The sequence below is a fragment of the Neobacillus sp. FW104-15D2 genome (assembly GCF_058790155.1).
On record NZ_JBYTCJ010000001.1, the window covers coordinates 280,464 to 294,356 of the forward strand.

Genomic DNA, 13,893 nt, shown 5'->3' on the forward strand with positions numbered 1-13,893 from the left:
TTTATTAAAGGAAGTGAAAAATAATGGAATATGTTATTGAGATGCTTAATATCCGTAAAGAATTTGGCAACTTTGTAGCAAATGATAACATCACTCTTCAATTAAAGAAGGGCGAAATTCATGCATTGCTTGGAGAAAATGGTGCCGGAAAAACTACTTTAATGAATGTTCTTTTTGGTTTGTACCAGCCTGAGCAAGGTGAAATTCGTGTTAAGGGTAACCCTGTTAAAATATCTAATCCGAATATTGCCAATGACCTTGGGATCGGGATGGTTCACCAGCATTTTATGCTTGTTGATAAATTTACAGTTACTGAGAATATTATTTTAGGGAAAGAAATAACAACTGGCGGTCGAATCAATCTTAAAAAAGCAGAAAAAGAAGTTCGGGATATTTCCGAACGTTATGGATTGGCTGTAGACCCTCAAGCGAAAATATCCGAAATTTCAGTTGGAATGCAGCAGCGTGTTGAAATCTTAAAAACACTTTATCGTGGAGCGGAAATTTTAATTTTTGATGAGCCGACTGCCGTATTAACACCACAAGAAATTAAAGAACTAATCCAAATTATGAAGACGTTAATTAAAGAAGGTAAATCCATCATTCTCATCACACATAAATTGAGAGAAATTATGGAAGTTGCCGATCGCTGTACTGTTATCCGTAAAGGAAAAGGGATTGGTACGGTTAATGTTAGCGAAACAAACCCGAATGAACTTGCTAACTTAATGGTTGGCCGAGAAGTTGTTTTTAAAACAGAGAAAAAAGAGGGCGTTCCAAAAGAGGGCGTACTTGATGTTAAGGATCTTGTCGTTAAAGATGCTCGCGGTATATCTGCTGTAAATGGTTTAAATTTGACCGTTCGGGCAGGTGAGATTGTAGGAATTGCCGGTGTAGACGGAAACGGACAATCTGAATTTATTGAAGCCATTACCGGATTAAGAAAAGCTGAAAGCGGAAGTATTAAATTAAACGACAAAGAGCTAATGGGCCTTACTCCGCGGAAAATCACGGAAACAGGGGTTGGTCATATTCCTCAGGACCGACACAAACATGGCTTAGTTCTTAATTACCCGATTGCAGAAAATATGGTTTTGCAAACCTATTATAAAAAGCCTTTTTCAAAAAATGGCATCTTAAACTTCAAGGAAATCTACTCAAAAGCAAAAAAACTGATTGCTGAATTCGATGTTAGGACTCCAAGTGAATCTGCATTAGCGCGCGCCCTTTCCGGAGGAAATCAGCAAAAAGCTATTATTGGACGCGAAGTAGACAGAAATCCGGATCTTCTTATAGCGGCACAGCCGACTCGCGGCCTGGATGTCGGAGCTATTGAGTTTATTCATAAACGTTTGATTGAACAGCGTGATAACGGGAAAGCAGTATTATTGGTTTCTTTTGAGCTTGATGAAATCATGAATGTCAGTGATAGAATTGCCGTTATATATGAAGGCAGTATTGTTGCTGTTGTTAACCCTAAGGAAACGACGGAGCAAGAACTAGGTCTCTTAATGGCTGGCTCGAATCGGAAAGAAGCGGGGGAAGGAACACATGTCTAAACGCATGCGCAATATTTTAACTCCACTTATCGCAGTAGTGTTAGGTATTATCGTTGGTACGATCATCATGCTAGTAAGCGGATATGATCCTGTGGCAGCCTATACAGCTTTGTGGAATGGTGCATTTGGCGATGTTTATTATAGCGGAGAGGTTATCCGTCAGGTAACACCATATATTTTAGCTGGTCTTGCGGTTGCGTTTGCCTTCCGGGTTGGCTTGTTTAATATCGGTGTTGAAGGTCAATTTATTGTTGGCTGGCTTGCAGCTGTATGGGTCGGGGTAACGTTTGATCTGCCTAAGATCATCCACTTGCCGCTTGCTATTATAGCCGCAATGGTTGCGGGTGGATTATGGGCGTTTGTACCCGGCTTATTAAAAGCACGTTTCCGGGTTCATGAAGTTATCGTAACGATTATGATGAACTATATTGCCCTGCACACAGTCAATTACATTATCAATAATAAATTAAATCAAGGTTCTTCCAAAACAGGTATGATTCATGACTCAGCATCCTTACGTTCTCCGTGGCTTCAGGAAATCACGACACATTCAACCCTCCACTGGGGTATTATTATTGCCATTATAGGTTGTATTTTCATGTGGTTCCTTTTAGAAAAAACCACAAGAGGTTTCGAATTGCGTGCGGTAGGTTTCAACCAGGATGCAGCCCATTATGCTGGGATGAGCGTTAATAAAAATATTATCCTTTCAATGGTGATTTCAGGCTGCTTCGCCGGTGTAGCAGGTGCCATGGAAGGATTGGGTACTTTTGGATATATGGCCGTTCAGGGCGGATTTACAGGTGTCGGCTTTAACGGGATTGCCGTTGCTTTGCTTGGCGGCAATACTGCTATTGGGGTATTCTTCGCTGCGCTGCTCTTTGGCGCTTTAAAAATCGGAGCCTTATCAATGCCTCTTGAAGCTGGTGTACCAAAAGAACTTGTTGATATCATTATTGCATTGATTGTATTCTTTGTTGCTTCTAGCTATCTCATAAGAATAGTTCTTGACCGATTCGGGAAAAAGGAGGTGAAGTAAGTGAGCTTAATGCAAATTTTAATGATCGTTATTCCGTCAACATTATTATGGGCTGCTCCACTTGTCTTCACTGCATTAGGCGGTGTGTTTTCGGAACGTTCGGGTGTTGTCAATATCGGTCTTGAAGGATTAATGGTTATTGGTGCATTCTCTGCCGTTGTATTTAACATTACATTTGCCGGCACATTTGGAGCCGCAACACCTTGGATTGCCTTACTGGTAGCGATGGCAGCTGGTGCAATATTTTCTCTTTTGCATGCTGTTGCAGCAATTACATTCCGTGCTGACCATACGGTTTCCGGTGTGGCTATCAACTTACTGGCTACTGGTTTAACTTTGTTTTTAGTTAAGTTAATTTACAATAAAGGTGAAACTGATATTATCAAAGAAAGCTTTAGTAAAATTGATATTCCGGTTTTAAAGGATATTCCGGTTATTGGAAAAATCTTTTTCCAAAATACTTACTGGACCTCTTTTGTAGCCATTATCGTTGCTGTCATTGCATGGTATATCATTTATAAAACTCCATTTGGATTACGCTTGCGTTCGGTAGGCGAACATCCAATGGCTGCGGATACAATGGGTATTAACGTTACGAAGATGCGTTATTTAGGCGTTATTATTTCTGGAGCACTTGGTGGTATTGGCGGAGGCGTTTATGCCGAGTCGATTTCTTCTAACTTCAGCCATTCAACCATAAGTGGTCAAGGCTTTATGGCTCTTGCTGCAATGATTTTTGGAAAATGGCATCCACTGGGTGCTATGGGCGCCGCTATATTCTTTGGATTTGCTCAAAGTATTAGTATTATCGGATCCAGCTTACCTTTCCTTAAATCAATACCAGATGTATATCTTCTAATTGCTCCTTACGTGTTAACCATTTTAGCATTAACAGGCTTTATCGGCCGCGCAGAAGCTCCTAAAGCGGATGGCGTTCATTATATTAAAGGCAGCAGATAAAGACATAAAAAAATCCCTCCTTTTTAAAGGGGGGATTTTTATTAAGGCCCCTTTAAATTTACCTGTTCATTTCCCCTTCACGCACTCGCTTTCCGCGGACGGATTGGGAGCCTGTTAAACTTCATCGCCCAGCCACTCAAGACTGCTTCATTGCTGACATAAAGTAAAAGAACAACAGAACATTCTACGCACAGGAAGTGTTAGTGTCGGCGTCGCCACAGGACGCGGCGATTCTAGCCGGCCAGCGCTTGTCGAGGCTGAACAAGTCACTTTCGTTCTTCTTAAGAAAAAAATCTCTTTGCACATTCCACCCTTGTCAGGAACTTTGAATTCGTGATAATGTAGAATTATAGAAAAAAATGGATAAAAAGGTAACAATATCGCGCGAAGAGGGAAGACTAATGCGGTTTACACTTTATTTAAAGGATTATGAAACAGAAAAAATATTTACATTCTTACGCTGGATTTTTCTATTTATTGCTTGTGTTTTGTTTTACTATCCGCCGCTGGATGCCATCCTAAAATTTGAACACCGTTCCTTTTCTGCTCTGTTAATTATGGGTATTCTTTATATGGCCATTGCCCAGGCTGTTTTTATGAGGATGGATAGCAATCATAAGTATTTTTCTCTTTTGATTAAATGCGGGATTGTCTTTGATTTTATTGCCTTAATGTGGTTAATCGTTTTAACCCATGGAGTAGAAAGCATCCTTTTTCCGGTATCCTTTCTTCTGGTTATGCATGCTACGATTTATTGGAAAACAAAGGGTTCGTTTATCTCATCTGCTTTTGCAACTCTAGGCTATGCTGTAATATTCTTTTTTGAACAACAGCACACCGAAGATATGTGGGTAATCTTTTTGATGAATATTACTTTTATTTGGATCATCGGACTTTTTGGAGCTATGATTGTCCTTAGGGAAAGAAAGCATATAAAAATGAAAGAAATATATCATGAACTCGTTGTAACCGACTACTTAACAGGTTTATATAATCATCGTCATTTTCAGGAGCATCTAAGGATGCTATCGGACAAAGAATCATCATTTTTTCTGATTATGGGAGATATAGATAATTTCAAGCCAATAAATGATCAGTACGGTCATTTAGTTGGAGATGAAGTCCTTAGGTGCCTGGGGAAAATCTTTAACGATACCGCAGACAAATATGGTGGTCTTGCATTTCGGTACGGTGGAGAGGAGTTTGCCTTTCTAATCCCTTACTCGCCTCAAGTGGATATTCATGTATTTGTAACCGAAATTTATCAGCATATCAATGAAAGGCCATTTACAGAGAAAGGCTGGACATCAACCATAAGTTTCGGAGTGTCTATTTTTAATGGGTCTAAGAAGACCGATATCTTGCTTGCCTCGGCAGATAGTCTCCTTTATAAAGCCAAAAATGAGGGTAAAAACAGGGCTTGCTTTGAAGATGGGTTTACTTTGGAAAATAAAATTGTACAAGTTATTCAGCCTGTATATGCTTAAAATAGCCGGTCCTTGGTTGGGCCGGTTTTTTGTTATCTATATGTTTACAGTACCACCATCCTATAGAACTAACATTTTTTTATAAAAAAAGAGTAAAAATTTGTATTGGCCTTGCATGACAAATTATAGTAAGAATAGGTTTTATTACAATGGAAAAGATAGAGAATAACCGTATCAGTGGGCATGGCCGAAAAATGGCATGCTTTACCCCAGAAGGAGGACCCCAAATGGATGCATTGACAGAAAAAGTGTCAGAAATGCAGGGCTATAAGCTGCATGTTGTAAAGACTGACAAATATAAAACAAATACCATTGTATGGAGAATGAAAACACCACTTGCTAAAGAGGAATTAACGAAAAGGGCACTGCTTCCCCATGTTCTGCAAAGCAGTTCATTAAAATATCCTTCTACTGCAAGTCTGAGATCATATCTTGATGAGCTTTACGGAGCGACTCTGTTTGTAGATTTGGCTAAAAAAGGCGAGTATCATGTCGTTAGTTTTTCCTTTGAGATAGCGAATGAAAAGTTCCTAAGCGATCCAAGCCCATTGCTTGAAAAGGGCTTAGAGTTCTTGTCCGAAATCCTGACAAATCCAAATGCCAATAATGGTTCCTTTCATCAGGACATAGTTGAAAAAGAAAAAAGGACACTTAAGCAAAGAATTCAATCTGTATTTGATGACAAAATGCGCTATTCCAATATGCGTTTGATTGAAGAAATGTGCAAAGGTGAACCATATGCACTTCAGGTGAATGGTGAACTGGAGGAAGTTGATTCAATCACTCCAGAGAATCTTTTTGATTACTTTCAAAAAGCTTTTTCAGAAGATGAAATGGATTTATATGTAATCGGGGATGTAAATGAAGAAGAAGTGAAAAATGCTGCTTCACGCCTTCTCCAATTTAACGCCCGCGAACCGCAAAAGGCTCAGGCTGGAAATGCCCGTGCAAAATCGGAAGTCAAGGAAGTTAAGGAAGCACAGGATGTTAAGCAAGGTAAACTGAACATCGGTTACCGGACAAATGTGATTTATGGAGATAAGGACTACAACGCTCTGCAGGTATTTAACGGCATCTTTGGCGGATTCTCGCACTCAAAGCTTTTTATCAATGTTAGGGAGAAAGCGAGTTTGGCCTACTATGCAGCCAGCCGTCTTGAAAGCCATAAAGGCTTAATGATGGTTATGTCGGGAATTGATCTTAAAAATTATGATCAGGCAGTTGGGATTATCAAGGAACAAATGGAAGCAATGAGAAAAGGGGATTTTACGGATAAAGAACTTGAACAAACAAAGGCCGTAATCCAAAATCAGATGCTGGAGACAGTCGATACAGCAAGAGGGCTAATTGAAATGCTTTATCATAATGTCATTTCCGGCCAGGAAATTCCTCTTGATCAATGGCTTTCAGGCATGCAGGAAACTACAAAAGAGGAAATTGTAGCAGTAGCGGATAAGATTGAGCTAGATACCATTTATTTTTTAACTGGAACGGAGGCGGGCAAATAACATGGAAAAAATATCATTTGACCAGCTTCAGGAAGAATTATATTTTGAAAAAATGTCCAATGGACTTAACGTTTATGTACTTCCGAAAAAAGGCTTCAACAAAACGTACGCAACATTTACAACTAAATATGGTTCGATTGATAATCATTTTGTGCCTCTTGAAAAAAAGGACTTTGTGAAGGTGCCAGATGGCATTGCCCATTTTCTTGAGCATAAGCTGTTTGAAAAAGAAGATGGAGATGTATTTCAGCAATTCAGCCGCCAGGGGGCGTCTGCTAATGCCTTTACTTCATTTACAAGAACAGCTTACCTTTTCTCGAGCACTTCAAATGTAGAGCAAAACCTTGAAACACTAATTGATTTTGTTCAGGACCCTTATTTTACAGAAAAAACTGTTGAGAAGGAAAAGGGAATTATTGGGCAGGAAATTACCATGTACGATGATAATCCTGACTGGCGCCTGTATTTTGGTTTGATTCAAAACCTTTACAAAAATCATCCTGTTAAAATTGATATTGCTGGTACAATTGAATCGATTACTCCTATTACAGCTGACCTTCTATATGAATGTTACGGGACTTTCTATCATCCAAGTAATATGCTTTTGTTTATTGTTGGGCCGGTTGACCCTAAGGCTATAATGGACCAGGTCAGAGAAAATCAAGGGAAAAAGGAATACAGCAGCCAGCCAGAAATTCAAAGGAAGTTTGATGAAGAGCCGGTAGAAGCAGATCAAAAGAAACAAGTTTTAAAAATGAATGTACAAACATCAAAATGTCTGCTTGGAATAAAGGCACTCCATGTGAACCAATCCGGAGAAGAAATGCTGAAAAACGAATTGACGATGAATGTATTTCTTGATTTGCTATTTGGAAAAAGCTCTGATAATTATGAGCAGCTGTACAGCAGCGGGCTTATCGATGAGACGTTTTCATATGATTATACCCAAGAGCAAGGCTTCGGTTTTGCAATGGTTGGCGGCGATACACGAGAGCCTGATAAGCTGGCGGAAACACTTGAGAATATGCTTATGGAAGCTAAGAAGGGCGGCGTGTTTAACGAAGACCAGCTTGGCAGAGCGATCAAAAAGAAAATTGGTTCATTCCTGAGGGCGGTCAATTCACCAGAATATATCGCCAACCAGTTTACACGTTATGCATTTAATGATATGAATTTATTTGAGGTTGTACCGGTACTTGAAAAAATAACTTTGCAGGATGTTGAAAAGCTTGCTGCGGAATTGGTTTCTGAAGACCGATTCTCTGTCTGCCAGGTGGTTCCTAATAAGTAATAGAAACAGGGCGCCGTTTTCGGCGCTTTTTTTCATAAGAAAGAGTTGATAAAAAGATGGGGAAATATGCATTAATCACAGGTGCTAGCGGAGGCATCGGAAAGGCTATTGCCTTAACCCTAGCCCGTGAAGGCTTCAACTTATATTTGCATTATAATAATAACCTTAAAGCCATTAATGAGCTTCTGAACAAACTTCAGGAATATGGAGGAGAGTATATCCCAATCCACGCTGACTTAACGGATCCCCAGGGCTACAAACTGCTTGCTGAAGGTGTGTTTTCTCTTGATGCAGTGATACATGGCAGCGGCAGCAGCCATTATGGCCTTCTTATGGACCTCGAACCTGGGGAAGCTCAAAAAATTATCCAGCTGCATGTGACTAGTCCTTTGATGCTGACAAGAGAACTGCTCCCAAAGCTTATTTCTAAAAGATCCGGAAGCATTATTGTCATTTCTTCTATTTGGGGGCAGACAGGAGGCGCCTGCGAAGTGGCCTATTCAGCCGCAAAAGGTGCCCAGATTGCTTTCGTTAAGGCTTTAAGTAAGGAAGTTGCATTAAATGGGGTTCGCGTTAACGCCGTTGCTCCCGGTGCCGTAAAAACGGCAATGATGGAGCAGTTCGATGAGGAAGAACTAAGCAGTATAACAGAGGAAATACCAATGGGCAGACTCGGCCTGCCTGAGGAAATTGCTGAGGGTGTTAAGTTTCTCGTTTCTCCTCAGTCCTCCTATATTACAGGGCAGGTAATCGGTATTAATGGCGGCTGGTATACCTAAAACGAAATTCTTTTTCCATCGTGCATATTTTTAGCTCCTTTTTTGCAAAATAAGTTCGTACTACTTTAAAGGAGGATTAACAATATGTCAGTTTTAGACAACTGGAAACAATGGGAAGACTTCCTTGCTGACCGTATGCACCATGCTGAAGGTGAAGGGATGAGCAAAGATACAATTGGTGATCTTGCATACCAGATTGGCGACTATTTAGCTAATCAGGTAGAGCCTAAGAATGAGCAGGAAAGAATTCTTGCCGACCTTTGGTCAGTAGCTGATCCACAAGAGCAGCAGGCGATTGCAAATATTATGGTTAAGCTTGTTTCAAATAATGGCCAACGCTAAAAGAGAGGGAAACCTCTCTTTTTTTTGCTTAAAATTATATTCATAAATTCCCAGGACAGACAGGCAAGGAAGGATGTGGGAGGTATAGCCTCTCACGAAGAAAAAACAGCTGTTTCGAGGCAGTGGCATTTTAAGCGAGATAAAAGGCTTACTCTCCCCAAAAGGAACGGCAGTACCCCGAGTTCAATGATTTAAAGCTGTATGGCATATTCTTAAAAGACAGATTATTGGCAAATATATTAAGGTTTTGTTTTTCCTTTCATCTTGACATAAAATCATATATTATTAGGGGGATAGAGAAAATGAAGGAAATTGTCGATTTTCTTTTTGAAATATTTCTTGACTTGGAAAACTGTCCAGTTATGACTTTTCGTCTAAAATAATGCTGTATCTTGCATTAAGGATGACCTTAAGGTGAAATTTGATGCAGCTAGTGTCCAGCCATTCCTCCCTACGAAAGATCAACAATGAACCTTTTCCTGTGCTAGGTATTCTTAAGGGGCTCCTGCACCATAGCTTTTTCAGGGAAGCTGGTGTTTAGCTCGTAGTGAATCTGCAGGATGTTCAATCAAAGCTGCTGGATGCAGGATAGTTATCAGGCAGTGCTTCGCTAAATGGGCGCTTCCACTTTTCTTTTAAACTGAGGAGGGGTTTTATGGAGAAAAAAGAATGGTATTTAGAATATGAGATACAAATAAACAGACCCGGTTTATTAGGCGATATCTCATCCCTGCTGGGAATGCTGTCTATTAATATTGTTACCATTAATGGGGTAGATGAAGGCCGGAGGGGCCTGCTGATTTTAGCTAAAGATGATGATCAGATTCAGCGACTTGAGTCAATTTTACATACAATGGATACAATAAAGCTAATCAAACTTCGTGAGCCGAAGCTTCGTGACCGTCTGGCTGTCAGGCATGGCAGATACATTCAGCGTGATGCCGATGACAAGAAAACGTTCCGGTTTGTAAGGGACGAGCTTGGACTATTGGTAGACTTTATGGCAGAATTATTTAAGCAGGAGGGGCATAAGCTGATTGGAATTCGGGGGATGCCTCGGGTTGGTAAAACAGAATCAGTTGTTGCATCTAGTGTTTGTGCCAACAAACGCTGGTTATTTGTGTCTTCGACTCTTTTAAAACAGACCATTAGGAATCAGTTAATTGAAGATGAGTACAACAAGGATAATCTTTTTATACTTGACGGGATTGTATCCACAAGGCGCGCCAATGAAAGACATTGGCAGCTCGTGAGAGAAATAATGAGACTCCCCGCTATAAAAGTAGTTGAACACCCTGATATTTTTGTACAAAATACAGAGTATACTCTCGATGATTTTGATTATATTATTGAACTTCGGAATGATCCCGAAGAAAAAATTACATATGAGATGGTTCATCAAAACGATATGTTCTCCGGTTCTGAATTCGGAGATTTTGATTTTTAAAAATGGAAGGTGTTATCGTGACAGAATTAGGTAATCGACTGAAAGAGGCCCGTTTGTCTAAAGGGCTGAGTCTGGATGATCTTCAGGCAATGACAAAAATACAAAAGAGGTATCTCACAGGCATTGAGGAAGGTAATTATTCTTCTATGCCAGGAAACTTCTATGCCAGGGCTTTTATTAGACAATATGCAGAAGCGGTACAGCTAAACCCCGAAGAAATTTTTGAAACATATAAATCAGAAATTCCGGCCACTCAGCATGATGAGCTTCCAGAGCATTTGTCGAGGGTCAAAACCCATAAACAATTGGCCGAACCAAGTCCAAAGGTGCTTGATCTATTGCCTAAAATATTGATAGGAATTGTTGCGATTGGGATTGTTGCGCTTATTTATTATTTTTTCTCACAGCACGCAGACAAGAATTCCAACCAGGCAGTAAATAATAAAAAAGAACCAGCTGAGATTGTAAAATCAGATAATCTTAAAAATGATGAGAAAAAGAAAGATACAAAACCAAAAGCAAAGAAGAAGAAAGATACAACAAAGGAAAATACCACTCCACCAGCAGCAGAAACTCCTAAGCAGGATTTGGCTGTGGTTCAAAGTGCGGGAAGTAAGTCTACTTATGAACTGAAAAATGCAGATGCATTTGTAGTGAAGGTAGTTTCCAAGGGGCAGACATGGGTAAATATTAAAAATGGTAAAGGGTATTCTTTCTTCCAGGGTATGCTGAAAGCAGGGGAAACTCAAAGTAAAGACCTAACGCAGGAAAGTGAAGCTGTCATAGTAGTTGGACGAACAATTGACACTGAAATATATGTCAACGATCAAAAATTGGAGTACGCTGTTCCGCCGGCTAGTGTGGTTCGCCAGGATATTACCGTCCGGTTCGTTCCAAAACAATAGCTTTATCTTTTCAGATATGTTTCTTTTGAATTATAGTTGGAGGAAAGAAAATGAATTTACCAAATAAAATAACTGTATCAAGGATTCTTTTAATCCCAATATTTATGATTCTTATGCTTGTTCCCTTCCATTGGGGAAAGGTTCATTTGCTTGGCGTTGATCTCCCTGTAACGCATTTGGCCGGGGCTCTTCTATTTATTATTGCGTCAGCGACGGACTGGGTCGACGGGTATTTGGCCCGGAAGCTCAACCTTGTAACCAATATGGGTAAGTTCCTTGACCCTCTTGCGGATAAACTTCTCGTTTCTGCAGCTCTTATTATTCTTGTGGAACTGCAGTTTGCGCCTTCCTGGATCGTAATTATTATCATTAGCAGGGAATTTGCAGTTACTGGTTTGCGTTTGCTGCTAGCAGGAGAGGGCGAGGTAGTGGCTGCCAATATGCTTGGGAAAATCAAGACCTGGACTCAGATAGTTGCAATCTCTGCATTGCTTCTTCATAACATTATTTTTGAAATGGTGTCCTTTCCATTCGCAAATCTTGCTTTATGGGTCGCGATGATTTTCACTATTTGGTCCGGTTGGGATTACTTTGCAAAAAACATGCATGTTTTCAGGAACTCCAAATAAGTTTCAGTTCTTTAAACTAAATAGGATCAAAAAAGAGGCTGGTGTTTATCGGCCTCTTTTCATTCAAATCAAGAGGTGAGTTTAAATGAATGCAGAAATTATTGCAGTTGGATCAGAATTATTGCTCGGACAAATAGTAAATACAAATGCGAGATTTATATCTCAGCAGCTTGCCGGGCTCGGAATAAACGTTTTTTACCATACGGTGGTGGGAGATAATCCGGACCGTCTTAAAAGGGCACTTGAGATTGCTGATGATCGCTCTGAATTAATTATTCTCACCGGCGGGCTGGGTCCCACCAAGGACGACCTGACGAAAGAAACAATTGCCGGGCACTTGGGAAAAAAATTAGTCATGGATGAAAATGCATTAAAATCAATTGAAGAGTATTTTAAGCGAACAAACAGAAAAATGACCGATAATAACCGAAAACAGGCACTTATCTTGGAAGGTTCACATGTTCTGCCTAATGAACAGGGGATGGCTCCAGGTATGAAAACAAGTACCAATGGAAAAGTTTATATGCTTCTTCCAGGACCGCCTAAGGAAATGGAGCCTATGTTTTTAAAATATGGACATTCTGCTCTTCTTCCGGAGCTGGAATCAGAAGATAAAATAATCTCCAGGGTGTTAAGGTTCTTTGGAATAGGTGAATCCATGCTGGAGACTGAAATTGAGGATTTAATTGATAATCAAAGCAATCCAACTATTGCTCCTCTTGCCTCGGATGGTGAGGTTACATTAAGGCTTACTGCCAAGCATGCTGTTGTTGAAACAGCATTGGAACTTCTGGATTCAACAGAAAAAGCAATTCAGGAGAGAGTTGGCCAGTATTTTTACGGGTATGATGATACTTCTCTAATGGAAGAACTGACAAAGGTTTTGAAGGAGAAGGAATTAACAATCTCTGCCGCAGAAAGTCTTACCGGAGGATTGTTCCAGCAGGAGTTTACTTCTATTCCGGGAGCGGGGAGCCTGCTGAAGGGCGGAGTTGTCTGCTACACTAACGAGGTCAAACATGAAGTATTAAAAGTAAAAAAAGAAACCATCGAGAATGACGGTGTTGTAAGTGCACAATGTGCAAAAGAACTGGCTGAAAATGTCGCCTCTCTGACGAATGCTGATATCGGCATCAGTTTTACAGGAGTTGCAGGACCTGATGAGCTGGAGGGCAAGCCGGTTGGTACGGTATACATTGGTATCGCTATTAAGGGACAGCCTGTCAGAGCAGAGAAGCTGAATCTTGGAGGAAGCCGGGCAGCAAACCGTGTAAGAACAGTTAAATACGGATGCCACTTCCTGATTGAGCAGTTGAAAAAAGGATAATCCATTAACTAAAAGATATTCACCATATCTGGTCGTTAAGTGACAGGCCGACTCCTCGAAAAATGCGTTCGCATTTCCTTCATGAGGGGTTCACTCTAGGAAGCCAATCAATGTCCTGCGTGAAAAGCTTGGCCAGGGCAGACGGGATAGGCTGAGCTGAGGAAGCTCCCGGACCGCTAGCGGATCGAGCAGCTGAAGCGAAGATCAAAAGGCGAGTTTGAAAAATAAACATCCTCTATTAAAACCACAGAAAGCATAGACTTGCATTCTGTGGTTTTTGCTTTGTTTCAAAGTATTGAATCATGGATAAATATTAATAGTCAGATTATAGAGAGTTTTTCAGTTTTAAGGCTTTTATTAACCACAAAAAGGAAGTTTCCTTTATGAAATGATATGTTTTGAAGGTATTCCTTGCTTTTAAAAAAAACGAATAAATGTTCGATTTTTTACTCGACAAAAACCCAAGTATAGTATATATTATTAATAGGTTAAAGAAAGGCGAAAGCGCCGTCTAGCAATGTATTTCGGCCTCCGCTGGACAATAATCAATGTTTTGATAGATACTAGATATTAACAGAGATAGTAACAACAAGCACAGTCTTTTTTATATATAAAAGGAG

12 protein-coding genes are annotated in these 13,893 nt (G+C 40.1%); all 12 read left to right on the top strand.

All coding sequences use genetic code 11. The features are described from left to right. Positions 1-23: 23 nt before the first annotated feature. The 12 genes from AC3WR0_RS01410 to AC3WR0_RS01465 all read left to right on the top strand — a co-directional run bounded on the left by AC3WR0_RS01410 (position 24) and on the right by AC3WR0_RS01465 (position 13,273). A complete protein-coding gene (locus AC3WR0_RS01410; protein ID WP_492550658.1) occupies positions 24-1,559 on the top strand; it encodes an ABC transporter ATP-binding protein in 1,536 nt (511 codons plus the stop codon). Next, positions 1,552-2,598, top strand: a complete 1,047-nt coding sequence (locus tag AC3WR0_RS01415; protein WP_492550659.1) for an ABC transporter permease — start codon at positions 1,552-1,554, stop codon at positions 2,596-2,598. The genes AC3WR0_RS01410 and AC3WR0_RS01415 overlap by 8 nt, the downstream gene beginning before the upstream one ends. Beyond that, the gene (locus AC3WR0_RS01420; RefSeq protein WP_492550660.1) at positions 2,599-3,558 is read left to right on the top strand and encodes an ABC transporter permease; all 960 of its coding nucleotides are present in this window, start codon (positions 2,599-2,601) and stop codon (positions 3,556-3,558) included. A gap of 401 nt (positions 3,559-3,959) precedes the next feature. Beyond that, positions 3,960-5,045 carry a GGDEF domain-containing protein gene (locus AC3WR0_RS01425; RefSeq protein ID WP_492550661.1) on the top strand — a complete coding sequence of 362 codons (1,086 nt, stop codon included), beginning with the start codon at positions 3,960-3,962 and terminating at the stop codon, positions 5,043-5,045. Between the two features lie 227 nt (positions 5,046-5,272). After that, positions 5,273-6,553, top strand: coding sequence for an EF-P 5-aminopentanol modification-associated protein YfmF (gene yfmF / locus AC3WR0_RS01430; protein WP_492550662.1), 1,281 nt, complete (start codon positions 5,273-5,275; stop codon positions 6,551-6,553). A 1-nt stretch (position 6,554) separates the two neighbouring features. Beyond that, positions 6,555-7,844 carry an EF-P 5-aminopentanol modification-associated protein YfmH gene (gene yfmH / locus AC3WR0_RS01435; protein ID WP_492550663.1) on the top strand — a complete coding sequence of 430 codons (1,290 nt, stop codon included), beginning with the start codon at positions 6,555-6,557 and terminating at the stop codon, positions 7,842-7,844. A 56-nt stretch (positions 7,845-7,900) separates the two neighbouring features. Next, on the top strand, positions 7,901-8,623 hold the full coding sequence (gene ymfI, locus AC3WR0_RS01440; protein ID WP_492550664.1) for an elongation factor P 5-aminopentanone reductase: 723 nt from the start codon (positions 7,901-7,903) through the stop codon (positions 8,621-8,623). Between the two features lie 84 nt (positions 8,624-8,707). Beyond that, positions 8,708-8,965, top strand: coding sequence for a DUF3243 domain-containing protein (locus AC3WR0_RS01445; protein WP_492550665.1), 258 nt, complete (start codon positions 8,708-8,710; stop codon positions 8,963-8,965). A 655-nt stretch (positions 8,966-9,620) separates the two neighbouring features. Next, positions 9,621-10,412, top strand: coding sequence for a DUF3388 domain-containing protein (locus tag AC3WR0_RS01450; protein ID WP_027322411.1), 792 nt, complete (start codon positions 9,621-9,623; stop codon positions 10,410-10,412). Between the two features lie 17 nt (positions 10,413-10,429). Continuing rightward, the gene (locus tag AC3WR0_RS01455) at positions 10,430-11,317 is read left to right on the top strand and encodes a helix-turn-helix domain-containing protein (RefSeq protein WP_492550666.1); all 888 of its coding nucleotides are present in this window, start codon (positions 10,430-10,432) and stop codon (positions 11,315-11,317) included. Positions 11,318-11,367: 50 nt separating this feature from the next. Then, positions 11,368-11,946: a CDP-diacylglycerol--glycerol-3-phosphate 3-phosphatidyltransferase gene (pgsA, locus tag AC3WR0_RS01460; protein ID WP_492550667.1), complete on the top strand. Its 579-nt coding sequence runs from the start codon at positions 11,368-11,370 to the stop codon at positions 11,944-11,946. Positions 11,947-12,031: 85 nt separating this feature from the next. Then, on the top strand, positions 12,032-13,273 hold the full coding sequence (locus AC3WR0_RS01465) for a competence/damage-inducible protein A (RefSeq protein WP_492550668.1): 1,242 nt from the start codon (positions 12,032-12,034) through the stop codon (positions 13,271-13,273). Positions 13,274-13,893: the final 620 nt, after the last annotated feature.

Coding starts and splice junctions, on each gene's coding strand:
- AC3WR0_RS01410 (WP_492550658.1), top strand. CDS start 24: ATGGAATATGTTATTGAGATGCTTAATATCCGTAAAGAATTTGGCAAC.
- AC3WR0_RS01415 (WP_492550659.1), top strand. CDS start 1,552: ATGTCTAAACGCATGCGCAATATTTTAACTCCACTTATCGCAGTAGTG.
- AC3WR0_RS01425 (WP_492550661.1), top strand. CDS start 3,960: ATGCGGTTTACACTTTATTTAAAGGATTATGAAACAGAAAAAATATTT.
- AC3WR0_RS01450 (WP_027322411.1), top strand. CDS start 9,621: ATGGAGAAAAAAGAATGGTATTTAGAATATGAGATACAAATAAACAGA.
- yfmF (WP_492550662.1), top strand. CDS start 5,273: ATGGATGCATTGACAGAAAAAGTGTCAGAAATGCAGGGCTATAAGCTG.
- AC3WR0_RS01465 (WP_492550668.1), top strand. CDS start 12,032: ATGAATGCAGAAATTATTGCAGTTGGATCAGAATTATTGCTCGGACAA.
- ymfI (WP_492550664.1), top strand. CDS start 7,901: ATGGGGAAATATGCATTAATCACAGGTGCTAGCGGAGGCATCGGAAAG.
- AC3WR0_RS01445 (WP_492550665.1), top strand. CDS start 8,708: ATGTCAGTTTTAGACAACTGGAAACAATGGGAAGACTTCCTTGCTGAC.
- yfmH (WP_492550663.1), top strand. CDS start 6,555: ATGGAAAAAATATCATTTGACCAGCTTCAGGAAGAATTATATTTTGAA.
- pgsA (WP_492550667.1), top strand. CDS start 11,368: ATGAATTTACCAAATAAAATAACTGTATCAAGGATTCTTTTAATCCCA.